General features: G+C 35.3%; 22 protein-coding genes and 1 other annotated feature (1 of these 23 cut by a window edge). Of the genes, 2 read left to right on the top strand and 20 right to left on the bottom strand.

Going from position 1 to position 23224, the window contains the following annotated elements:
* Positions 1-66, bottom strand: a binding site (T-box leader); it reaches 182 nt to the left of the window's first position.
* A 133-nt stretch (positions 67-199) separates the two neighbouring features.
* The 15 genes from Q5O73_RS00310 to Q5O73_RS00240 all read right to left on the bottom strand — a co-directional run bounded on the left by Q5O73_RS00310 (position 200) and on the right by Q5O73_RS00240 (position 16159).
* Positions 200-877 carry a fructose-6-phosphate aldolase gene (locus Q5O73_RS00310; protein WP_302668779.1) on the bottom strand — a complete coding sequence of 226 codons (678 nt, stop codon included), beginning with the start codon at positions 875-877 and terminating at the stop codon, positions 200-202.
* Positions 878-952: 75 nt separating this feature from the next.
* A complete protein-coding gene (locus Q5O73_RS00305; RefSeq protein ID WP_368076723.1) occupies positions 953-1870 on the bottom strand; it encodes a glycyl-radical enzyme activating protein in 918 nt (305 codons plus the stop codon).
* An 18-nt stretch (positions 1871-1888) separates the two neighbouring features.
* On the bottom strand, positions 1889-4243 hold the full coding sequence (locus Q5O73_RS00300; protein WP_366459594.1) for a formate C-acetyltransferase/glycerol dehydratase family glycyl radical enzyme: 2355 nt from the start codon (positions 4241-4243) through the stop codon (positions 1889-1891).
* Between the two features lie 527 nt (positions 4244-4770).
* The gene (locus Q5O73_RS00295) at positions 4771-5496 is read right to left on the bottom strand and encodes a hypothetical protein (RefSeq protein WP_186840323.1); all 726 of its coding nucleotides are present in this window, start codon (positions 5494-5496) and stop codon (positions 4771-4773) included.
* A 115-nt stretch (positions 5497-5611) separates the two neighbouring features.
* Positions 5612-6292 (bottom strand): LytTR family DNA-binding domain-containing protein, encoded by a 681-nt coding sequence (locus tag Q5O73_RS00290; protein ID WP_186840324.1) that lies wholly within the window; start codon positions 6290-6292, stop codon positions 5612-5614.
* Positions 6293-6742: 450 nt separating this feature from the next.
* Positions 6743-7507 (bottom strand): DeoR/GlpR family DNA-binding transcription regulator, encoded by a 765-nt coding sequence (locus tag Q5O73_RS00285; RefSeq protein WP_021953525.1) that lies wholly within the window; start codon positions 7505-7507, stop codon positions 6743-6745.
* Between the two features lie 69 nt (positions 7508-7576).
* On the bottom strand, positions 7577-8413 hold the full coding sequence (locus Q5O73_RS00280; RefSeq protein ID WP_186840326.1) for a Cof-type HAD-IIB family hydrolase: 837 nt from the start codon (positions 8411-8413) through the stop codon (positions 7577-7579).
* A gap of 54 nt (positions 8414-8467) precedes the next feature.
* Complete coding sequence (gene ptsP, locus Q5O73_RS00275) at positions 8468-10159, bottom strand: phosphoenolpyruvate--protein phosphotransferase (RefSeq protein ID WP_186840327.1); 1692 nt, start codon at positions 10157-10159, stop codon at positions 8468-8470.
* 17 nt (positions 10160-10176) lie between these two features.
* Positions 10177-10440, bottom strand: coding sequence for an HPr family phosphocarrier protein (locus Q5O73_RS00270; protein WP_302624413.1), 264 nt, complete (start codon positions 10438-10440; stop codon positions 10177-10179).
* 184 nt (positions 10441-10624) lie between these two features.
* The gene (locus Q5O73_RS00265; RefSeq protein ID WP_021953529.1) at positions 10625-10933 is read right to left on the bottom strand and encodes a PTS fructose transporter subunit IIB; all 309 of its coding nucleotides are present in this window, start codon (positions 10931-10933) and stop codon (positions 10625-10627) included.
* A 122-nt stretch (positions 10934-11055) separates the two neighbouring features.
* Positions 11056-12291, bottom strand: coding sequence for a PTS fructose transporter subunit IIC (locus tag Q5O73_RS00260; protein WP_302668778.1), 1236 nt, complete (start codon positions 12289-12291; stop codon positions 11056-11058).
* A 44-nt stretch (positions 12292-12335) separates the two neighbouring features.
* Complete coding sequence (locus Q5O73_RS00255; RefSeq protein WP_021953531.1) at positions 12336-12779, bottom strand: PTS sugar transporter subunit IIA; 444 nt, start codon at positions 12777-12779, stop codon at positions 12336-12338.
* A gap of 194 nt (positions 12780-12973) precedes the next feature.
* Entirely contained in the window at positions 12974-14938 is a 1965-nt protein-coding gene (locus Q5O73_RS00250; protein WP_186840329.1) for a transcription antiterminator, read from the bottom strand.
* A 26-nt stretch (positions 14939-14964) separates the two neighbouring features.
* On the bottom strand, positions 14965-15912 hold the full coding sequence (gene manA / locus Q5O73_RS00245) for a mannose-6-phosphate isomerase, class I (protein ID WP_021953533.1): 948 nt from the start codon (positions 15910-15912) through the stop codon (positions 14965-14967).
* Positions 15913-16024: 112 nt separating this feature from the next.
* Positions 16025-16159: a hypothetical protein gene (locus Q5O73_RS00240; RefSeq protein ID WP_302624970.1), complete on the bottom strand. Its 135-nt coding sequence runs from the start codon at positions 16157-16159 to the stop codon at positions 16025-16027.
* 16 nt (positions 16160-16175) lie between these two features.
* On the opposite strand from Q5O73_RS00240, the gene Q5O73_RS00235 reads away from it, so the two are divergent.
* Positions 16176-17891 carry a DUF885 domain-containing protein gene (locus tag Q5O73_RS00235; RefSeq protein WP_302668777.1) on the top strand — a complete coding sequence of 572 codons (1716 nt, stop codon included), beginning with the start codon at positions 16176-16178 and terminating at the stop codon, positions 17889-17891.
* Positions 17892-18149: 258 nt separating this feature from the next.
* Here Q5O73_RS00235 and Q5O73_RS00230 read toward each other — a convergent pair whose 3' ends face one another.
* Complete coding sequence (locus Q5O73_RS00230) at positions 18150-18746, bottom strand: LytTR family DNA-binding domain-containing protein (RefSeq protein ID WP_186840331.1); 597 nt, start codon at positions 18744-18746, stop codon at positions 18150-18152.
* 199 nt (positions 18747-18945) lie between these two features.
* Positions 18946-19185 carry a helix-turn-helix domain-containing protein gene (locus tag Q5O73_RS00225; protein ID WP_302668776.1) on the bottom strand — a complete coding sequence of 80 codons (240 nt, stop codon included), beginning with the start codon at positions 19183-19185 and terminating at the stop codon, positions 18946-18948.
* A gap of 334 nt (positions 19186-19519) precedes the next feature.
* Here Q5O73_RS00225 and Q5O73_RS00220 point away from each other — a divergent pair, with 334 nt between their 5' ends.
* Positions 19520-20242, top strand: coding sequence for a helix-turn-helix domain-containing protein (locus Q5O73_RS00220; RefSeq protein WP_118589835.1), 723 nt, complete (start codon positions 19520-19522; stop codon positions 20240-20242).
* A 49-nt stretch (positions 20243-20291) separates the two neighbouring features.
* Here the strand turns inward: Q5O73_RS00220 and pfkB are convergent, their stop codons facing one another.
* The 3 genes from pfkB to Q5O73_RS00205 all read right to left on the bottom strand — a co-directional run bounded on the left by pfkB (position 20292) and on the right by Q5O73_RS00205 (position 23207).
* Positions 20292-21200 (bottom strand): 1-phosphofructokinase, encoded by a 909-nt coding sequence (pfkB, locus tag Q5O73_RS00215; RefSeq protein WP_021953538.1) that lies wholly within the window; start codon positions 21198-21200, stop codon positions 20292-20294.
* Between the two features lie 45 nt (positions 21201-21245).
* Positions 21246-21770, bottom strand: a complete 525-nt coding sequence (locus Q5O73_RS00210) for a spore maturation protein (protein ID WP_021953539.1) — start codon at positions 21768-21770, stop codon at positions 21246-21248.
* A 93-nt stretch (positions 21771-21863) separates the two neighbouring features.
* Positions 21864-23207, bottom strand: a complete 1344-nt coding sequence (locus Q5O73_RS00205; protein ID WP_021953540.1) for a cation:proton antiporter — start codon at positions 23205-23207, stop codon at positions 21864-21866.
* Positions 23208-23224: the final 17 nt, after the last annotated feature.

Below are 23224 nucleotides of genomic sequence, written 5' to 3'. Positions count from 1 at the left end.
CGCTTCCACCTTACCGGGCTCTCTTTAAGCGAATCCGCTACCTACTCTTCCTTTCGTGGCATTTGTCTTCTGCTCATAATTCTATTATTTTATGGGCATTTTGTCAACAAAATATCATTAGGTGGGAATGGTATTATGATCACCTTAAAAATGGCGGGCTCCGCTACCGGAAACCCGCCTATTAGAAAGAGATTGTGAATTAGCAATTTGCCATTGTTTTTCCTTCTCCTGTAATTGACTCAAAGTCTTTGTTAAATGCGTCGATTGCTGCGTCGATTGCTGCATTTTTAATAAGACCTTCAATTACGTCTGTTGCTACTGTAGATGCCCCTATTCCATATTTAGTAAGTTCAAGTACCTGCTGTGAATTCTTGAAGCTTGCTGCAAGAACTTCACATGGAAGATTGTTATTTTCAAAAATATCCCGAATATCCATAGCTACCTGAACGCCGTTATATCCAAAGTTATCAATTCTATTAATGTACGGTGCTGTATATTTTGCACCGGCTTTTGCTGCTAAAAATGCCTGCATTGGTGTGTAAATAGCTGTTGCTGTAATGTTTACTCCCTCTGCTGCTAAAGCCTTCATTGCCTTAAGTCCCTGTGGTGTTGTAGGAACCTTTACAAATGTATTTTCTCCTAATTTTTCTCTAATTACTTTAGCTTCTTCAATCATGCCTTCTGCATCTTTTGAAACTACCTGAACATGAAGTTCTCCGTCTTTTCCAACGATTTCCCTCAGTTCTGAGAGAACCTCATATGGATTTCTTCCACTTTTAGCCAAAATAGACGGATTAGTTGTAACACCATCACAAGGATATAATTCCCAAACTTTTTTTACCTTCTCAATGTTTGCGTCATCAATAATTAACTTCATCTTTTTTACCTCCAAAATTCTCTCTTTCTATATTTAATTAACCGCCGTTAATTATTTACTTATACTTCTAATTACTTATATTTCCAATATAAGGTTCTTCACGCCATTGTCTGTGGCAATTTTTCCAAATGCCCTCATCTGGTCATCGCTGTATAACGGCGGATTGTTTTTAAAACAAAATTCCTTATCCACCATGTCATACTTTGCCTGTGCCAATGGATTGTAATTTAAAATCTCGTATTTGACTTCCGGGTACAAACCGCTTATAAACTTTGCAATTCCTGCAATATTTTCTTCAGTCGCAGTCATACCAGGTATTAGTGGTGTTCTTATTATAACATTTTCTTTCTTTTCTGACATAAGCAGCCACTTCAAATTTTGCACTATCCTAGTGTTATCTACGCCCGTATACTTTTTATGAAGGTTGCTATCCATTATTTTTAGGTCTGCGTATACATAGTCAATATACTTCATGGCTTCCTTATATATAGGCATAGGAATATGAGATGCCGTCTCAATGGTGGTAGTTATGTTTTTTTCTTTTAAACCTTTTAAAATTTCAATAGCAAATTCATGTTGAAACAAAGGCTCACCACCGGACAGGGTAACCCCGCCACCGTATTTAAAAAACGGTGCATCCTTACAGGCTTCCTCCACTACCTCCTGAGATGTCATTTCCCTGGAATCCATGGTTAGTGCCACTGCCGGACAACTATCAATTATATTATGCCAGTTCTCCACCTTGGAAACATCCAGCTTTATCTTTCCGTCAACTTCCGTTACGCCACCGTTTTCCGCCAAATGCACACATGTATTACAATGTATGCATTTATTTGGGAAATACAGAGGTCTTTGTTTAATTGAAATCCCCTCAGGATTCTGACACCAGACACAGTTTAAGGTACATCCCTTAAGAAAAACCGTTGTCCTGATGCCATGTCCGTCATGGGTAGAAAATCTCTTAAAATCGAAAACGTAACCTTTCAAATTCACATCATCACTTTCTTAAATTTAAATATCGTCATAACTTGTTCTGGCAATAATTTCATCCTGAAGTTCTCCCGCCAGTTCCACAAAGTATGCAGTATATCCTGCAACACGGACTGTAAGATTTCTATACTGTTCCGGATTCTTCTTAGCCGCCAACAAATCTTCTTTTCTTACAACATTAAACTGTATATGAGGTATCTCCAAATCCACAAAAGTTCTTAACATCTTAGCGAATTTGTCGATTCCATTTTCAGTTTTGAAAAATTCCGGTAGAAACTTCATATTAAGAAGTCCTCCGTTAGTAGTCCAGCTCTTATCTAACCTTGACACTGACTTAAGAACCGCTGTCGGTCCATGTTCATCACGTCCGTAAACCGGTGACATACCGCCATCAGCTAACGGTGTCTGGGAATATCTTCCATCAGGAGAGGCTCCCACATTTTCTCCCATTGGTACATGAGCTGAAACAGTATACATTCCTGTATGATATTTTCCGCCTCTGTAATTGGTAAACTTTCCAATTCTTTCACGGAAATATTTTGCCCATTTTGCTCCAAGATTATCAACCCACTCAACATCGTTTCCATATTTAGGAACCTTGTTAAGAAGCATTGTTCTTAAAATCTCGTCACCTTCATAATTGTTCTCAAGTGCCTTAAGAAGTCTTTCCTTTGACACCTTTTTCTCGTCATACACCATCTGCTTAATTGCCGCAAGGCTGTCTGCCAGATTTGCTACCTGTATCATCTGAATACCTGACAAATTGTACTTTGCACCGCCTCGTGTAACGTCAATTCCTTTATCCATACAGTTATTAATAACTGATGACAAAAACGGTGTAGGAAGAAGGTCCATGTGTGCCTGCTCAACCTGCTCACATGCCTTTATCATCTTATCCATAAAGTAGTCTATATTCTGTCTGAAGGCTTCTTCCAAATCTTCAAAAGTTTCATATGTTGTTAGATTTCCTCTATCCGGTGCCAGCTGCTTGCCTGTTATAAGGCACTTGCCACCTGTTAAAGTAAGTTCTAATGCCTTATTTAAGTTAAACATTGCTGCATCTGACCATCCCAGATTATCTCCCTGAGTAGTAAGTTCAACACAACCTACAATGGCATAGTTTCTTGCATCCTTTTCTTCAATATCCAAATCCTTTATCATGGCAGGAATAACCGCCTTGTCATTAAAGAACTGTGGCATACCACTTCCAAGGGAAACAACTTTTATGGCTGCCTTCAATAATTTGTCACTGGTTTTTTCACAAAGTCTTACTGAAAGATTTGGCTGTGGCAAACCGATATGTTCCTGAGATTTCAGGAATAAATAAGAAAGTTCATTTTCATATGGCTCTCCATTTTCATCCTGACCACCTACCGCAATGTTAAATCCAATAGGGAATCCCGCAAAGAATTTAGCACTGTTTGAGTTCCTCATATATACAATTTCATTAAATTTAAGCCAAAGGCTTTCTATAATTTCCAATATATCCTGGTCGCTTACACCATTTTCTCTGTCATGTTTATAATAAGGATACATATAAACGTCCATTCTTCCTGGTGAAAATGATGATGCATTTGATTCCATCTGCAGGATTACAAATAAGAACCACAATGACTGAGCTGCCTCGTGGAAAGTAACCGGCGGTCTTTCTGCAATGTTTTTACAGATTTCAGCCACTGTCTTCATGTTATCTGCCCACTTTGGATTTTCCTTAGCTTCCTCTAATAACAAATAATGATATCTCATAATGAAGTTAATAGCTCCGTCCATAACAGTTACAACACTCTTATAGAAAAGCTTCTTTTCTTCATCTGTTTCTTCATCTAAATGTTTCTGTGCCTCTGCCTTGAGACCTGCCGGACCTTTCTTAAGCCATCCTTCGCAATCAGGATTAATGTGTCCCTGTGCATGATCTTTCTGATTTATTTTTGCTACCTTTGATATTTCATCAATCTCTTTTCCGTAGCGTGCCTTAAGCACATCCTCTAATGATTTTCCCTGCCAATAAGGATATATTACTTCTCTGAAATATTTAATATCCTCTTCATGAACATTAAACTTGTCCTGTGGTCTGGTTGGAAGAGTTTCAAATTCCTTATCTACCCATGTGCTGCCGCTTTCTGGGAAAACTACTCCGTATCTCACACCGGCTGTTCTGTTTCCTACAATCAGTTCTTCCGGTTCAATGCTAATACCTATCTTTTCTAAGCAGTTCTTGAGTGAGTACGCTCTCTGCATAATACGTGGCTCACCTTCATGTGCTTTATATGTGTCTGTAATAATCTTTGCCTGTTCAATAGATGCATATCTTGGAACCGAGAGCATTCTATTCTTTAATGTTTCAATTCTGTCTGTTTTAACTAAACAACTCAACATATCCACCTCCTTCATTTCTATGGTTTCATTTTATAACGGGATATATGTAAAGTCAACGATTTTTTTATTATTTTTTATTACTTTTTATTGTTCCTTATTGTTTTCAATATGTAATGGTGATTTTGAGGGCTAAAATAAGCTTTTAAGTTATCATATTGTGGTGGGAATTAGTCCATAAGTTATGAAATAACTCCGGCGGATATGAATACATGAAATTTAAAATTATAATGGATAATTCTTGTAAAATAAGTCGTTTCATATGTTAAATATACCCAAACACTTCCTCACATTACTGTGTAACCAACACGATTACCATAAAAATAAAGAAAATTAACGATGCCTTGGTAATTCCACATGTGCTCGCACCGATTTGAGCTAAGAAACTACCTTAGATATAAGGCATTACATAATATTAGGGTATTTTGATGTCAAAAAAAGCCTGACTGGATTTTTTCCCAATCAGACTTCTTTATTTAAATATTCCTTTTATATACTATTCCACATGCTATTCTTCAAACTTCCACATACTACTCCTGAAAGCTTTGTCCTATATCTACAGGTTTCTGAACATCTTTAAATTGCTGCTCTTTTACTAACTTTTTCTTGATAGAATCCAGCTTGGTATTCCAATTCTGTGCCAATTGTTCTTCTGTAAATTCGTCCTGATGTGCATTATTATAATCATTTTCAAGGCTCTTAACATATTTCTGAATAGGCAGTTGTTTCTGATAAACCATATATTCATAATCCCAATATTCATCTTCTGAACCAAAACCTTTTAACACTGAATTAAGCTGTTCCTTATTCTCCGGTTTGTTAAGTTCCTCTTTTAGACTATCAACATATGTTTTTACCTCCTCATCTGTAGCATCAAAGCCATTCTTTACAGCTTCTACATACAGTGCATTATATTCCTGAGCATACTCTTTTGCTGTTTTGTCAGCCTCCTGTCGGCTCTTTCCCTGTAATACATAAAAGTCTGACATCTGATTGAGTTCCGAATCAGTAATTAATATATCCTTTCCAACCTGACTAACTTCATCACCTTCTACCTTATTTGCCGAGTAGTTTCCCACTAATGAAGTTTTATATTTCTGTTCATCTGCTACTTTCTTTTCGTCATAAGTTTTTTTGAGTGATTGACCCCACTTTTCATTTTTATCAGTTACCTGAGTTGCATTACTTATAAGTGGAATACTTATTCCAACGGCTAAAACCATAACTACAGCTATTGCAATAATTTTTTTCTTCATAGTTCATCCAACCTTTCTCTATATTGTTTGTCAATATCAACATATTCCTTCTTTTATTAACTTTCAATCCTTTTGTTGTAAACGCAACCTTTTTGTTGTAAACGCTATTCACTACCTAATTTATTATATGTAAATTTTTATATTCGTATTTTTTTAGTTCATTAAATACCTTTGTACGCATTCTTGTACTGACAGGTATTTTCGCATTATCAATTATTAATTCGTTTTCTTTAATATTGGAAACATACGCAAGATTAGCTATATATGACTTGTGCACTTTCACTAAGTCACTTCCCCTCAATTTCTCTTCCATCTTCGTAAGACTCACTCTTTTTAAAAAGCTGGTATTATCTTTCATAAAAACTCTACAGTACACATCCTCTGCCTTAATATATAAAATATCTTTACAATTTCGGCCGTCGATATCAACATTCTTTTTCACCATACCCATTGCTTTGTTCAGATATTGACCAAGCTCTTTTTCCAAATCACTTTTCTCTATAAAACCTACTACATTCTTTCCAAAAGCTTCGTGTATCAGTTCTCCGTGATTAGTAACAAAAATTATCAAAGTATCCTTTTTCTGTTCTTCAAATATATTTTTAACTTCAATACCGCCAACCTTTGGCATTTTAATGTCTAATATTAAAACATTAATATTAACATTGGTATTTTCGACTTCCTCTCCATCTGCAAATTGTTCATAATGTACATTTTGTATGTTGTAATTTTTTCTGCACAGTTTTTCAATTTTATCTCTCATCTGCTCTTCATCATCACATATACCTACAATCATTGATTTTCCTCCCCTATGTTTTTCCGGTAAAACTATAGTTATGCAAACAAAAATATTTTTCAAGTGATATGTTTCGTAATTTTACGTCCTCTTTTGTGATTCTCTAGTATAAAAACAAATGGAAAACATAATGATCTGAAGTACAATTTCATATGCCACTAAACAAATTGTTATTGGTAAGGCTTCATTAATATAACCATACTCTCCTTAACTAGAATTTCACTTGAGCGTAAAGAGAATATCATCATTTACAAAATATGTCAATACTTTATAATAATTTTTTTATTTCTTTTAATTTATTTTTATAAATTTTACCACCACATAAAATCAGGGGCACCCCGAAATGTAATCCAACATTCTAACTTCTTGAATTACACCCGGGATGCCCCTTTTGAAAGATAAATTATGACATACTTATTAAAAACAATATTTTTGTTTATCTAATCTATTTTAATAGAACAATTCCACGTTGTACTGTTGCAAGTCCTTCAGTGCTTTTTCCTCCGGTTTGCTATCCATTACAATTCCTGCGAAATCACTAATATTTGCATATTTATAATTACCTTCACGGGCAAGCTTTCTCGTTTCCAACATAACGTAGGACTTGTTGCTGACATCCATTATCATCTTTTTAGTTAATGCGTCATCTGTAGCATATGTATAAACTTTGTCCCTGTCAGTGTCTACACCTACTGCACCCATAAAAGCCTTATCAAAATTAAATTCCTGAATCTGTTTGTTTGTATATGAACCAATGAAACCGTCTCTTCCCCTGTTCATCTTTCCACCAACAAACACAAAATTTGTATCTGAAGGTTGCACAAAAGAAAGCATAACATCTATCATATTACTTACAACGGTTATCTTCAGATTGGCTTCAATAATTAATTTAATCAGTTCTATATTACTGGTAGAAATATCAAGAAAAATCATATCCCCTTCTTCTATCAGTTCAAACGCCTTTTGCGCTATAAGCTGCTTTTCTTTTACATTCTTTCCCTTTCGCTGGGAAACATATATTTCATGGGTATTCACACGATTCTTAATGGCACCGCCATAAGTCTTTTTTAACAGCCCTTTTTTCTCTAACGCAGATAAATCTTTTCGAATACTGTCTTCTGTAACTTTAAATAACTCGCTTAATTCCTTAACTAATACGGAACCTTCTCTATTTACAATTTCGACGATTTTATTTTGTCTTTCTCTTGCCAGCATAAATCCTCCTTAGTAAAATTTATACCTACTATTGTGTACCATTATTTAATTTATGTCAAATAAGTCTTCTTATATTTTGCCGTTTTTTAACCATTCTTCTATGGTAATTCCAACGCCGCCGTCTGCGTTGCCTTCTGTCGTAATAAACTTTGCTTTTTCCTTTGCCAAATCATTTCCTGTCTTTAATGCATAAGAACATCCGGCATACTCAAGCATTGTGGCATCATTTCCTGAATCACCAAATGCCATAATATTTTCACTATTTATTCCAAGAAAATCTGCTAACCATTTAAGTCCATTCCCCTTGTCAGCTCCCACAGCAGTTATCTCCATATTTCCTTTATATCCTGCCGAATAAACCAAATCAGAAATTTCACTTAAATCCTTCATCAAAGGTTCAATACATTCATCAGGAATATGTGAAACATTAAACTTTTCAACATTTTTAGTCCTTATAATATCCCACGGGCTGTCGCATCTCTCCATTATTTTTCTGTATTCAGTTAAAAAGACTTCAGGAAGACCTTTAGCTTCAAAATAATGTTCATATGTATAATCCGTAATGTAACCTGCACCATCTGCATAAATCTCATATACCAACGGATATTTTTCAAAAACACTTAATATTCTCTCTAGGGATTTAAAAGGAAGGTAGCAGCTGCAGAGAACCTTTGCGCTGTGCATGTCCACCACAGCTGCTCCGTTTGATAGTATCAAATAGTCTACGCAACCTAACAAATCGCATTCCCTTTTTGTTAATGAATATGGTCTTCCGGTGCTTACGGCTATTAATGCACCGTTTTCTTTAGCCTTTCTAAACGCATTAATATTAATTGGGGGGATTGTTAAGTGGTCATCTGCAACGAGAGTACCATCTACGTCAGTGGCTATAAGTTTGATATTCATTTTGGGCTCCAATCCATTAAATATTGTAATACTATTTGCATTTCGCAAATTAAATTATAATAACTTTAAGACTTCCTCCTCAGTAATGCACTGCATAACCTTTTCGGCTAATTCCTTACATGCCCCAACATCGCAATCAGAAATAATCTTTCTTGTTTTCAAAACACTTGTGGCACTTACACTGAATTCATCCAGACCAAAAGCCAAAAGTAATGGTATTAACTTTGGATCAGCTGCTGCTTCACCACACATACCAACCATGATTCCTTCTTTTCTTCCGCACTCAATTATTCTCTTAATAGCACGGAGAACCGCAGGGTTATATGTGGAATACAGGTATGCTACCTTTGCATTACCTCTGTCAACTGCCATAGTATATCCTGTTAAATCATTTGTACCTATACTAAAGAATGCAGCTTCCTTTGCCAACGCATCTGCCATCATACATGCTGCCGGTGTTTCCATCATAACACCAATTTCTATGTTTTTGTTATACGGAACGTCTTTTTCGTCAAACTCTTTCATAATGTCAGCTACCATAGTCTTAACCTGACGAAGCTCATCTACTCCTGTAACCAATGGAACCATTATCTTTATTTTACCATATGCACTGGCTTTTACAAGTGCTTTTAACTGTGTTTTGTAAATATCTTGTCTCTGAAGGCAAAACCTTATTGCTCTAAATCCTAAAAAAGGATTTTCTTCCTTTTCAAGTCCAAGATACGGTACATCTTTGTCGCCTCCTATATCAAGGGTTCTTATAATTACCGGCTTACCTTTCATTGTTTCGGCAACCGCTTTATATGCTTCAAACTGTTCATCTTCCGTAGGAATGCTGTCTCTGTCCATAAACAAAAATTCAGTTCTGAATAATCCGATACCTTCTCCGTCACATTCAACAGCTTTCTTTGCATCTTCCGGCTTTCCAATATTGCATACTAATTCTACCTTTGTTCCATCTTTTGTAACAGACGGCTTTCCGGCATATGCCTTAAGAAGAGCCTTATCCTTTGCAAACTGTTCACGTTTATCTTCAAATTCCTTAACAACATCCTCTTCCGGATTAACTAATGCCTCACCACTTGTTCCGTCTAGAACAACAGTGTCACCATTCTTTACAATATCACATATTCCTTCAATACTTAAAACCGCCGGAATTTCCATTGCTCTTGCCAATATAGCTGAATGAGATGTTTTTCCACCCATCTCTGTAAGAATACCTTCAATATTTTCAGGCTTAATTCCTGCTGTCATAGATGGAGTCAAATCTTTTGCCACTAAAACAGTTCCTGCCGGTACCTGGGAAATATCAACATCTTCAATTCCCATAAGTAACTTAATCATTCTTGCTTTAATGTCTCTAAAGTCTGTAGCTCTCTGCTGTAATAATTCATCAGGTATCTGTGAAAACATTTCTGCTGTCTGCTCTAACACCTGATCAACTGCCATTTCAGCAGTAATCTTTTCAGCTATAATAAGTGAGGAAATCTGTTCCTCAATCATTGGATCCTGAAGCATTTGTATATGACCTCTTAAAATGTCTGCGTCCTTTTTACCAACAGTTTCATCCATTTTATCAGCCATCTTATTTGTAATTTCCACAAACTTTTCAATTGCCTCCTGTAATCTGGCAATCTCTGAGTCTGTTTCCGGAACATGCTTTGTTTCAATAGTAATGTCGTGGTCTTCAATTATAACAACTTTTCCTATTCCGATACCTTCGGAACCTGCAATACCTTTGTACATAATCTTACCTCTTATTATTATTCACCAAAATTCTGACTTTCAAGTTCAACAATCTTTGCCATTGCTGCTTCTTCGTCCTCACCATCACACTCAAATGTTACTTCTGCACCTGTTTTGATACATGCTGAAATGATGTTTATAAGACTCTTTGCGTTTATTCTCTTTTCACCAAATACAATTGTTATGTCGCATGCGAATTTACCCATTTCCTTTGCGATAACTCCTGCCGGTCTCATGTGTAATCCCTCCGGATTGTTTACTGTTAATGTCTTGCTTATCATATTTTCGTTCTCCTTCTTATTCGATACTTTATTTAAATTGCTTTCGCAACAGTTTTCTAATTTAATGTTTTACTCTACGATTCTCTCTTAATTTTATATATCCGGGCAGGCATACGCTCCACCCACCCGGATAAATTTGGCTTAATAATTTTAACTTGAGTTTGGCTTAAACAGCTATCTGCTATTATTTAAGCATTCCAACCATCTTAGCTACGATGGCATCTGCCTGCTTAATTGCCTGACCTGTAGTGATTTTAACTTTCTTTAAGTTATCAAAACGACCTGCATTCTTAATAGGCATATCTGTTGTTAATATTACTGCATCTGCTGTAGCAATATCTTCTGCTGTAATAGCATTTTCAATACCTATAGAACCCTGTGTTTCAACCTTACACTCAATTCCTGCTTTTTTGCAAGCCTGCTGAATAGCCTCTGCTGACATATAAGTATGTGCAACCCCTGAAGGGCATGCTGTAACTGCTAAAAATTTCATATCATTCACTCTCTTTCTTGTTAATTTAAATTCGACTTATCAGTTTATTTTATACAAGTTATATTTTCCTGACTTAAATCCGACTTATCAGTTTATTATACAAATTATATTTCTTATATGATTTATTCAAATGAGATATCAACATCTCCTAAATCCTCCGGTTCAGGTGCAACATAATCTTTCTTTAATAATGCACACAAACCAACGTAAATTGCTACACCAACTAAAATACAGATTAAGTAAAGTGGCCAACCTGAAATAAAGCTTTCACCCTGAATAACAGGAGCTACAATTAAACCACCCCAGCAAGCTGACATCTTAGCACCAACTCCAAGGAATCCTGCAAGACCACCTGCAATTGCTGATGCAATCATGTTAATAGGAATCATTCTTGTCGGATCAGCAGCTGTATATGAAATAGCTCCTTCTGTAATACCACAGCAACCCATCGCTATAGCACCGATGCCTGCATTCTGTTCTTCCGGTGAGAACTTCTTTCTTAAAACTAATGAAGCAACACCACATCCGATTGGAGGAATACAAATAGCAATACCAACAGGAGCTGCGAATGTGTAAATACCTGTACCTACAAATGCTACCATTAAAATTGAGTAAGCAACTTTGTTTACAGGACCACCAAGGTCAAATGCTATCATAAGTGATGCCAAAGCACTAATTCCTGCAAGGGCAAGACTTCCATGATTTCCATGTGCCATATCTGTCATTACACCTTCAAGCCATGTCATAAATGATGCAATTGGTGCTCCACATGAGAACATTATAGCACCTACAATTAACACACCAACTACAGGGATAATGATAATCGATTTAAGTGACTGCATTGACTTTGGAAGAGGAATCTTCTTTAAGTAATGTGCTACAATACCTGCAATTAAACCTGCAATAGCTGCTCCTATAAATCCGGCTGAAGCTGTCTGTACTGTTCTTGTTGAATTTACATAATACTGAACATTGTCAATTGTTGTTAAAACTGCTCCATCAGGAACTGTAACACCCTTAGTAATTTCTACCAAAGTCTGAACAGGTGCTCCTAAACCTGTAGGAATATTCAGTGCCATAAATCCGCCTGCCATACCTACTGCAATTCCGGGTCTGTCTGCAATTGAGTAAGCAATATATGCTGCAAATACAGGACACATTAATCCAAGAGCATCAGCTCCGATTGTCCATAACCAATAAGGAAGACCTGAACCCCATCCCGGAGCTGCTCCTTCACCTGTTAATAATACTGCGATGGCCATTAAGATACCACCACCAACAACAACCGGAATCATATATGACACACCATTCATAAGGTGCTGTTTGGTGTTTTTTAAGATATCTACCAATTCTTTCATAACTTTTCTCCTTTTCAAAACGTATTTTATCCTGACCTCAGGATTTAAACTGTGCCAATAAGTTCAATAACTTCATCGGCATTTTTTGCATTCTTTAATTGTTCTCTAAAGTCTTCATGCATAACCTTTCTGAACAATCCTGCAAGAATTTCTAAGTGTCTGTCACCCTGTCCCGGTGAAGGAACACCGATTTGGAATATCATGTCAACGCTTTCCGTATCATCCCATTTAACAGGATGCGCAAGACGTACAAAAGCAAGTGATGGTTCCTTAACATGTACTGACTTTGAATGTGGTGTAGCAACTGAGAAACCAACTGCCGTACTTGAACTTGCCTCTCTTGCCATAACATCTGCTACATAACCTTCTTTGTCAATAAGTCTGTCGTCCTTGTCCATCGCATCAGCTATTAATCTGATAATCCCTTCTGCATTCTCTGCCTTAACGTCAAACATAACAATCTCTTTGCTCATTAGTTCTTTAGCCAAACCTTTGTCCTCCTTTTCTTAAAATTATTACCACCATTGTGTAATTTCATTCTAAGGGCTTTATTACTTTTTTTCAATTCTCGCAAAAAAAGAAAATTGCACTAAAGTTAGTGCAATTATTCTCAAGCTTAGTATTTTTCTTGCATTGAAACGTTTTGAAAAATCAAAAGCTTTTCATTATTTTTTATTAATTTTTATTGTTTATAATGCAATTCTCTTTTGAATATGTCCCCTATCTCCTCCGGAGTCTGACATTTACGTATTTTTCCTATTCTGGTTTCTGAACCTACCAATCTGGTAAATGCCATGAAAAATGACTTAGTAGTTTCAATGTTGTTAAAGTTAAGGGCTAAAAGGAATATTGTGCTAACCATTTTTCCTCCCCAGTTTACCGGATACTCAAGTTTAACCACAAAAACTTTTGGTTTTATAACATTTTCCGGCATTCCATGAGGAATGGCAACTTCATTTCCAATAGCTGTTGATTCTATTTTTTCTCTTGTTATTACATCATCGTAAAATTCTTTTTTTACATATCCACCTTCGCAAAGACGCTTGCAAACCTCTTTAAGAATGGCCTCACGCTCCACTTTTTCCCTGACAATCAGTATATGGTCCTTATCAACTATTTCATCAAACTTTTCGCTTCCAAACCGTGGATTTGACAATGCCTCAAAGCATGCATCCTTAATTTTCTGTTCATCATCCCTGCTGACAATAGGCGATATATGTACTACCTTGTCCTCATATTCAAAGTTTGGCAGTAACGACAGGATAATATCAGAATCATAGTCCTCTATATTCTCTATTTTTTGGGAGGATAATATGGCAACTATCTTTACATCATCAATTTTGTTTTCTATTTTTCTTGCCACAATATTAGCTGCGGCAATTCCGCTGGTACCAATTAACACCGCTTTGACGTTTTTCACATTTCTGTGAAGTGCACCTCCTAAAAACAGTGCGATAAAAGAGATTTCATGGTCTGTAGGTATCTCTCCTGTATATTCTTCGTAGAATTTTCCCAATGTAAAGCATGTGGCAAAAATTCCCGAATACATTTCCCTTATATCTCCTAAGAAAGGATTGCTAACCTCAAAACCATACTGTGTTCTAATAAATGACGGTGGAATAAACGCTTCTAAGCTGGTTCTTAAAAGTTCATTTCCCTCTAAATCCGCATTTAAAATTTCAGAAAGATATTTTAAAATTTCAGCGCATATTTCCTGATTTTTGCTGTCAAATCTGCTATTATTTACCAGTTGTGTACGATTTTTCTTAAGCTGCACTGCTGCCGCTGCAAATAGTATGTCTATATACTGCTTCTCATATTCATTAATCTGCACTTTTCCCAGCTGCTCATACATCTGACACACTTTTCCAACAATTTCAGGATTGCTTAATTTTCCTTCTTCTTTGACAATATCCTTCTCTATAACATTTCCCATTCTGATTCTAAATAACTGGATGCTAAGATATTCTGCCAACATTCTAAAGGAATAGTCTGTATAGGCAACATCAAATTCCTTCTCTATTGCCCCTATTACTTCAATGGCCTTCTCATAATTATCCCTTCCAAAGTTATTTATCCACAAATACTCTTCTTCATAATTAACCCTGTAATCGTGTACATTGTCTACTTTATTATTTCCAATGGCATATCTGCAATAACTTTTCATTGCCTTTCTAATGGAAAATTCCTCACCGGAAATAAACACACCATGCCCTGCAACCCTGTTAATATGAATATTATATTTTTCAAGTTCCTTTGATATGGTGTTAATGTCATCGCCAATCATTTTCTTACTAACATTTAATTCCTCTGAAAACAATGACAGGGTATAAGTGTCCCATCCGCTTAAAAGAATGTACATTATATAACCCATTCTCTGTTTTTTGGACATTACCATTTTTTTGTCACGTTTCATGGCACTAACCTGCTCAATCTGGTTTTCAGAAAAGTCTGCCACAAAACCTATTCCCGGCTTTCTTTCCAAGGTCATTCCCTGCTCCTTACAAAAATCCGAGACCTCCTTAATATAGGTTTTTACACTTCTTTCTGATACGCCAAGATACAGTGCCAGAGTCTTTGACGTAATAGGTGTACGGTTATTGTCAATTAATTTTTCTAATATCTGAAGACTTCTTTCTGATAACATATCTCTTTCAACTTTCTTAATATCTTTTAGCAGTATGATATCATTACTGTTAATTTTCCCTCAATGTTACATTGTTTTAATGTAGCAGGAATAATAAAATGTTCACCCTTTCCTATCTTCTGTCCGTTTATCATTCCGCTTCCATCTATAACACTTGCATTAATAAATGGTTTATCATTTTCAAAACTGTATTTTCCGTCTATTTCCCATCTCTCTAATGTGTAGAAAGGACATTTTACTAACCTTTCACTGCTCATTCCCGGATAGTTATTAACAATTCTCTCCTGGTTGTAATCAACGTGAGGAGCTTCAATACAGTCTATACTTTGTTTTAAATGCAACTGTCTTGGTTTTCCGTTCTGCAGTCTGTCATAATCATAAACTCTATATGTTATGTCACTGCTTTGCTGTGTTTCTATGAGCAATGTTCCGCCTTTAATTGCATGAAGACATCCGGGGTTTATCTGGAAAAAATCACCTTTTTTAATTGGAACAACTCTTATTAATTCATTCCATCGTCCCTGATTTATCATATCTGCAAGTTCTTTTTTATCCTTTGCATTATGACCTATGACAATACTGGCATCTTCCTTGCAGTCAAGAATGTACCAGCATTCCGTTTTCCCTAATGAACCATTTTCATGTTCTGCCGCATAGGCATCATTAGGGTGTACCTGGATGCTTAAATCCTGCTGCGCCCCTATTATTTTTACAAGAAGTGGGAACACGTCGTTTTCAATATTTCCAAATAACTCTCTGTGATTTTCATAGCACCATGACAATTTTTCTCCGGCAAATTCTCCGTTTAAAATTGTGCAGTCACCACTTTTGTGTGCACTTATTCCCCAACATTCACCTGCATTGTCTCCAGCCTGCTCATATCCAAAATTTTTCAATAAATCTCCACCCCAGATTGCGTCCTTAAATACCGGCTGCAAAAGAATAACTTCATTTGAGTAACTTTGTCTTTCCATGTTAAATACCTCTTTTTCGTTTTTTCTCAGTAGCTAATTTCAACAATCCTCTTTCCAATATAACTTTGATTGTAACATATTTTACAAAAATATCATACATTTTAATATTTTTTTATATTTTATTATAAAAGGACTTTGGAGTCACTACAAAAATGACGTTAAAATTAACTACTTTTTCTGATTTTTTCAAAAGAAATCTCTTTTCATCGATTATTATTGGCATTTTTATTATCTTTTTATGTGCCATTACTGTTTTCCCTCTTTTGTCTGAAAAAAAAGAAAATTCCTTTGAAAACAATACACAGCAAAACTTTAATATCTACGCAGACAAACTTTTAACAGACCAGCTCTCTTCCGACACTCTCAGTTTGCATTTTTATTTATCTGATACTTCAAAATACGGACTGGATAACATTACCCCCACTTTGGGAAACTATACATATGAGTCTATGACTTCATCCCAAAACCACTTTATAAACGAAATTAATCTTTTAAAAAACTTTAATTATAAAGACCTTTCCACGGAGCAGCAGATAACCTATGATGTTTTAATGGAGTATTTTAAAGATCAGCTGGATTTTTCCGACTTATGCCTTTGTTCTCAGGTATTAAGTCCTACTACGGGGCTTCAGGCTCAGCTTCCTGTTCTTTTATGTGAATATTCCTTTTCCTCCCAAAAGGATATTGAAAATTATCTTTCTATTTTGTCTCTCATAAAGGATTATTATGGACAAATATGTGAATTTCAAAAATTAAAGGCTGAAAATAATTCTTTTATAAGTAAATTTGCCTGCGACAAAATAATTGCCCAGTGTAAGGAATTTATCGGCAACAAAAATACCTGTGAAAATCTTTTGCATACATCATTTTTAAACAGATTATCCGGTGTTACATTTTTAACTGACCAGGAAAAAAATAATTATATAACAAGGGATATTAATGTAATTGAGGAAAGCATTTACCCTGCCTACGAGAATATCGCCAATACCTTGTGGTCATTGCAAAAAAAGGGAGCCTGTAAAAACAAAAACGGTCTTTTCTACCTGAAAAGCGGCAGGGATTACTATGAATATCTTGTAAGAAATTATACGGGAAGTTCTAAATCTGTCAGTGATTTAAAAGCTGAAATTCAGCTTAATCTCACAGGGTATGTGCAGGCAATTTATTCTATTCTCACAAAAGACCCTGAACTGGAGAAAAAGTTTTATGGTAAAACAGAATCCGACTTAAAGCCCAATGACATTATATCTTCACTGTCAAAGAAAATTTCCAATAATTTTCCTACAACAGTGGGAGACAGCCGGCTTTCCGAAATTTCATACACCTTAAAATATGTGGATAAAAGTCTTGAGGATTTTTTAAGTCCTGCTTTTTATTTAACTCCTCCTATAGATAATCCACAACATAACATTATTTATATAAACGGTAGCGAAAGTATGAAAAATCAGGATTTTTATGCCACAATTGCCCATGAAGGAATACCGGGGCATATGTACCAGTCATGGTTCTTTTCATCTACTAATCCCCACCCTGTAAGGCACATTATTAACTACGGTGGCTATACTGAAGGGTGGGCAACTTATGTGGAATTTATGTCTTATCAGTATCGTTATAAAGACCAAAATCTTGCCAAAGCCTTTGCCTGTAGTTCTGCATATTCTCTGGCTCTTTATTCTATTTGCGATATTGGAATTAACTATGACGGATGGACTTTTAAAGACACTACTAAGTATCTGGCAGATTATAATATCACTGACAAAAAGGTTTGTGAATCCATTTTTCAGTCTGTTATAGAAGAGCCTGCCAATTATCTTCAATATTATGTAGGCTTTATGGAAATAACCCGGCTTAAGGATTCTCTTAAAAAGAAGCTGGGAGATTCCTTTAACTTAAAAGATTTTCACAAGGCTTTTTTGGCTGTGGGACCTGCGCCTTTTGATGTGGTAAATAAGTGGATTATGTACGAATATGCCAAATAATTTCTAAATTCAACAAAACCGGATATTCTGCCTGTATATCCGGTTTTGTTTTAGGTATTAATATTTTATCTACAGCCCTTTTCAACTGTATATTATGATGTGATTGACAAACTCGCGTAGCAACGAAATAACCCCATTACATCATTGGATGGCACAATCTATTTTGTGCACTCACATCACAATATCATTATAACAATACTACTTAATAATTTACATTCTTGTACTGAAATGTACTTTTTCTGTATTGAACGGCGATTTTTAACTGCTAAACTTACTTTTCATACTTTTTATCATTGATGGCCCGATATCTATTTCCTCTTTAGTTCCTGTAATTGTTATAATTCGGTTTACATAATCTATACTTTTAATGTGTCTTTTATTTACCACGTAAAATCTGCTGCACCTTACAAAATCCCCTGAACTTATTTCTTCAATGATATTTTCAAGAGTTCTGTTTTTTACGGTAAAAGCTTCCTTTTTCGTGTATATGTAAAGTCGTCTTCTTTCACTTTTTATGTACAATATATCCTGTATTTTCACAGAATATATTATGCCCTCATCTTTAATATAAAGATTCCTTTTTTTAATTTGAGGTTTGGGAAATTCTAATGCAGTTTCTACAACTTTTATAAGTTCACTTCTATCGTAAGGCTTTTCCATAAATGCATAGCAGTGTAACTGCTCGTACATAAATAACTTGGGATCTTCTAAATATGACAAAAAAATAATAGGTGTAAAACAATATTGTTGCACCCTACGTATTGCCTCTGCAAAACGTATGCCCCCTACACTGTCTCCGTCACTGTCAGTTGCCACGGTATCTATAATAAAAAGGTCAATATAATCATGTAACATTATTCCACATGCCTCCTGAAAGTTATCTGACCTATAAATTTTTATTTTGTGATTTTTAAATTCCGGTAAATTCAATACTCCCTTTTTATTATCATTTAATAATAGAATTTTTTTCATTCTTCATTCTTATCCTTTGTTTTTCCATAAATATTATCTAATTTTAAAAGCAATAACATTTTATCATGCTCAGAATACTTTCTTATATCTTTTTCCCCTTTTTATCAAATAGAATTTCGTCCGCCGAAATATTATATGCCTGGTTTAACTTAAACAAACATCCCGTAGATAAATTTCTCTCTCCGTTTTCTATTTTTCTGTATGTTGAGTATGACATTCTAATATCCTCAGCAACCCTTTCCTGAGATAAACCTATCTTTCTTCTGAGTTTTATTACACGTTTAGAATATTTCAACATTTCATCTCTTGTATATCTTTTCATATTTCACTCTCATAATGTATAAGTTAGTAAAAATGCTATTCTTTTTTATTTATTAACACCAGTCACTATTACTGTACCAAAGGGACATAATTTTGCAGAACCGGCCTTCTAATGTATTTGGGATTACCTATATTATTATTCAATAAAGTTTCATTATTACTTTAAATTGTTACTTTTTCCTTTTATTATTATATTCTTATAACTTTTTTAAAAAATAATTTTCTTTTTTACACATATACCGTTATTGTTGCACTAAATATGTTATAATTATAAGTACTATTTTCTTTTATCATATTTCACACACATCTTATATGCTAAAAGGAGAACTATTTTCATGAATAACAAAGATGAATTCCTTTATTATTACAAAACCGTAATTATAAACAATATCTATAGAAAACTGTACTTTTATAACTGGTCTCTCAGGCAATTATCGGAAGAAGCAGGTCTTCCCTATGAAACCATTAAGAAATTAACAGGTGGAAAAATAAATAATCCATCTATATATAATTTGATAAAGATTTCTGAAGCTTTTCAATGTAGTGTTGACGAGCTTATTTCAGATACTGCTTCTGTGCAAAATAACAGTCCCTCTTTGTCAAACAGATGCTTCAGTTTTTTATCCGAATTATGTGATCTTGAAGATCATCTTTTAGAACATAATCAAAAATTTGACACTGATTATATTGCTATTGTTAATGCACATGGCTTCTATTCCCGTGGTTTTTCATGCACAAACTTAAGCTCTGATATTTACAATTTTGCTAAATACAGAAAAAAGTATGGTGATTTAGATATTTTAGGGATAACCATTTATGACTCATCCCCTGACCGTTTATTTTACAAAGATGAACTTATTCTGATATGTAAAGACAGATATCCTTTTTACGGAGACTGTGGAATATTTATGTATAAAGATAAGATTTATATTAGAAGATATGTCCCTGACAGGTATTTTTGCCTTGAGGCATTACGTGGTTTTGACAAGCCCCTCATTCTTAAACATATTGACGAATGTCTTTTCTTAGGAAGAATCATTGGTATTATTAAAAAATAAAACAGAGCAGGCTTAAACCCACTCTGCTTATAATAAAAACACTTATAAATTACATTTCAAATGTTTTTCCTAAATTTTCAACTTCTTCTTTTGTGGCAAGATTATCGCTGAAAGCACTGGCACTTCCTGTAAGTAAGCCGTTTCTAAGTGCCTCTTTGTAATCCCCTGATTTTAGGTATCCTGCAATAAATCCCGCTACCATGGAATCTCCGGCACCAACGGAATTTTTCACCTTGCCTTCAGGGCATTTGCTCTTATATACTTCACCGTTTTCCGCCACTAAAACAGCTCCTTCTCCTGCCATGGAAACTAAAACATTTCTGGCACCTTCCTGCTGCATCTTCTTTGCATAAGGAACAACATCCTCTCTTGTTTTAAGCTCTACGCCATATATTTCTCCCAATTCATGATTGTTAGGCTTAACAAAAAATGGTTTATATTTAAGAACATTTAAAAGCAAATCCTTTGTGGCATCCACAACTATCTTTACATCCTTATCTTTTAAGTGTTCCATTATGTCACTATACATTGTTTCAGGCATTACTGATGGAATACTTCCTGCAAGAACCAAAATATCTCCGTCCTTTATTTTGTCTAACTTCTTGTACAATTCCTTAATGTCTTCGTCCTTTATTGCCGGTCCCATACCGTTTATTTCGCTTTCTTCCTGAGCACGAATTTTAACATTAATTCTTGTTATTCCATCTTTAACCCTGATAAAATCAGCATTTACTCCGTTTTCTTCCAACATTTTCTGAACATTGTCACCGGTAAAACCTGCCAAAAAACCAAGGGCTGTATTTTCTATTCCAAGATTACTAAGAACCATGGAAACATTTATTCCCTTACCTCCCGGAAACATAAGCTCCTCAGATGTTCTGTTTACACTTCCTAACTTTAAGTCATCCACTGAAACAATATAATCAATAGATGGATTAAATGTAACTGTATATATCATTTCGTACCTCCGCATTTTCACTTCTTAATTCAAAATATATATTATTTAAATTACATTTGCAAGCATTACACTGGCAATTGTCCCTGAAATTGTTGTCAAAATTGCACCAGCTAAAGTCCATCTTGTTCGCGTTACTTTTGCAGTTATATAATACACGGACATTGTGTAAAACACAGTTTCCGTACAGCTCATCATTAACGATGTTACCTTTCCCATGTATGAATCCGGACCATATTCCTTAAATATATCAAGAACCATTCCCGTAGCTGCTGATGATGAAAATATTTTGACAATTGTAACCGGCATTAGTTCTCCCGGAAAACCTATGGGATTGGTAACCTTTCCAAGCAATTTTCCCAACACTTCCATAAATCCTGATTCTCTTAAAACGGCCACTGCCACCATTAAACCAATAAGGGTGGGCATTACTTTTATAACTGTTTTAAGTCCTCCCGTGGCGCCGGTTACAAAATCATCATATACATTTTGCTTTTTTATTATGCCATATAAAACTATAAATAACATAATTCCCGGAATAATAAAGGATGATATTGACACTATTACTGACATACAAATAACCCGAAAACAATTCTATTCACATATATTTTATGGCAAAAAATAAGAACCTATGACTTTGTGCCATAGGTTCTTACGTTAAATTCTTTATTTCTTTACTCCGGTAACCATTTCAGTTCTCTCTTCAACATTTTCTACTAACTTACTTGTAGCAACCACATCTGCATTTGGTCCCTTTTTCATAAATACAGGTTTTAATATAATCGGTGTAATAATTGTAGTTACAATTACCACTATAATAACCGGTGCTACAACGCTTGAACTCATTAGTCCTGCCTCAATACCTTTGTTTGCAACTATAAGGGCAACTTCACCTCTTGAAATCATTCCCACACCGATTCTCAAACACTGGTAATCCTTGTATCCGCACGCCTTAGCTCCAAGCCCGCATCCTATAATCTTTGTAAGGATGGCAATAATTGCAAGACCTACAGCATACAGTGCAATAACCGGTCCCATATGCATAACTGCGTTTCCATCTACCTTAAGACCTATACTTGCAAAAAATACAGGGCTTAAAAACATATATGCCACAACATCAAATTTTGATGCAATAAACTGATCTTTCTGTGTCATGGAGATAATTACACCGGCAAAGAATGCTCCTGTAATATCTGCAACGCCAAAGAAATATTCTGCACAAAACGCCATAATCAGACATATAACAAATGCTATAATTGCGTGTCTGTGCATTCCTTTTCCAGCGTGCTCGTACCATTTCTTGTATAATTTGTAAATAATAAATCCAAATACACCTACAAATACGAAGAATAATAAAATCTTCAAAAGCACTATTCCCAGTGATTCTGAATTACCTGATGCACCAGAACCACCTGTTCCAAGACTTATAACCACTGTAAGGGCTATAATTCCCAATATATCATCGATAATTGCAGCTCCTAAAATTGCATTTCCTGAAGCTGTCTTTAATTTTCCCATTTCCTGAAGGGTTTCAACGGTAATGCTAACAGATGTTGCCGTTAAAATAACACCTACAAACACCGCCTGTACAAACACTGTACTTCCCTGCGCCGGTTCAATCCAGCCTTCTTTTAAGAACCAGAACGTAAATGCTCCGCCACCAATAAGGGGTACTATTACACCACAAAGTGCAATTATAAAGGATGCCAGTCCGCATTTTTTCAGTTCGTTAATATCTGTTTCAAGACCTGCACAGAACATAAGAACAATAACACCTATTTCCGCAAGATGGTCAATAAACGCTGTCTGGTGAAGTGTTAATGCCTCTAAATGATGTCCTCCTACAACTACTCCTGACAATAAGTTACCTAAAACTGCCGGTCCTAAAATCAGTCCTGCTAAAAGTGCGCCTACAACCTGTGGCATATTAAAACGCTTAGTTACAAGTCCCAAAATCTTTGTACTTGCAAGTATTAATGCAAGCTGCCACAAATAACCGTATTCTTCCATGATTTTTCCTCTTTTCA

Source organism: Eubacterium sp. AF15-50 (genome assembly GCF_934835595.1).
Lineage (GTDB): Bacteria > Bacillota > Clostridia > Lachnospirales > Lachnospiraceae > Eubacterium_G > Eubacterium_G segne.
The sequence above is the reverse complement of the archived record's forward strand: the minus strand, read 5'-3'. Positions and strand labels throughout refer to the sequence as shown.

Bases quoted from the DNA above. Each gene is read 5' to 3' on its own strand.
- Q5O73_RS00285 (WP_021953525.1), bottom strand. From the start codon at position 7,507: ATGCTGGCAAGAGAAAGACAAAATAAAATCGTCGAAATTGTAAATAGA.
- Q5O73_RS00205 (WP_021953540.1), bottom strand. From the start codon at position 23,207: ATGGAAGAATACGGTTATTTGTGGCAGCTTGCATTAATACTTGCAAGT.
- Q5O73_RS00230 (WP_186840331.1), bottom strand. From the start codon at position 18,746: ATGTTACATGATTATATTGACCTTTTTATTATAGATACCGTGGCAACT.
- Q5O73_RS00210 (WP_021953539.1), bottom strand. From the start codon at position 21,770: ATGTCAGTAATAGTGTCAATATCATCCTTTATTATTCCGGGAATTATG.
- pfkB (WP_021953538.1), bottom strand. From the start codon at position 21,200: ATGATATATACAGTTACATTTAATCCATCTATTGATTATATTGTTTCA.
- Q5O73_RS00240 (WP_302624970.1), bottom strand. From the start codon at position 16,159: ATGGCACATAAAAAGATAATAAAAATGCCAATAATAATCGATGAAAAG.
- Q5O73_RS00250 (WP_186840329.1), bottom strand. From the start codon at position 14,938: ATGTTATCAGAAAGAAGTCTTCAGATATTAGAAAAATTAATTGACAAT.
- Q5O73_RS00290 (WP_186840324.1), bottom strand. From the start codon at position 6,292: ATGATTGTAGGTATATGTGATGATGAAGAGCAGATGAGAGATAAAATT.
- ptsP (WP_186840327.1), bottom strand. From the start codon at position 10,159: ATGTACAAAGGTATTGCAGGTTCCGAAGGTATCGGAATAGGAAAAGTT.
- Q5O73_RS00270 (WP_302624413.1), bottom strand. From the start codon at position 10,440: ATGATAAGCAAGACATTAACAGTAAACAATCCGGAGGGATTACACATG.
- Q5O73_RS00295 (WP_186840323.1), bottom strand. From the start codon at position 5,496: ATGAAGAAAAAAATTATTGCAATAGCTGTAGTTATGGTTTTAGCCGTT.
- Q5O73_RS00310 (WP_302668779.1), bottom strand. From the start codon at position 877: ATGAAGTTAATTATTGATGACGCAAACATTGAGAAGGTAAAAAAAGTT.
- Q5O73_RS00265 (WP_021953529.1), bottom strand. From the start codon at position 10,933: ATGAAATTTTTAGCAGTTACAGCATGCCCTTCAGGGGTTGCACATACT.
- Q5O73_RS00220 (WP_118589835.1), top strand. From the start codon at position 19,520: ATGAATAACAAAGATGAATTCCTTTATTATTACAAAACCGTAATTATA.
- Q5O73_RS00280 (WP_186840326.1), bottom strand. From the start codon at position 8,413: ATGAATATCAAACTTATAGCCACTGACGTAGATGGTACTCTCGTTGCA.
- Q5O73_RS00300 (WP_366459594.1), bottom strand. From the start codon at position 4,243: ATGTTGAGTTGTTTAGTTAAAACAGACAGAATTGAAACATTAAAGAAT.
- manA (WP_021953533.1), bottom strand. From the start codon at position 15,912: ATGGAAAGACAAAGTTACTCAAATGAAGTTATTCTTTTGCAGCCGGTA.
- Q5O73_RS00260 (WP_302668778.1), bottom strand. From the start codon at position 12,291: ATGAAAGAATTGGTAGATATCTTAAAAAACACCAAACAGCACCTTATG.
- Q5O73_RS00225 (WP_302668776.1), bottom strand. From the start codon at position 19,185: ATGAAAAGATATACAAGAGATGAAATGTTGAAATATTCTAAACGTGTA.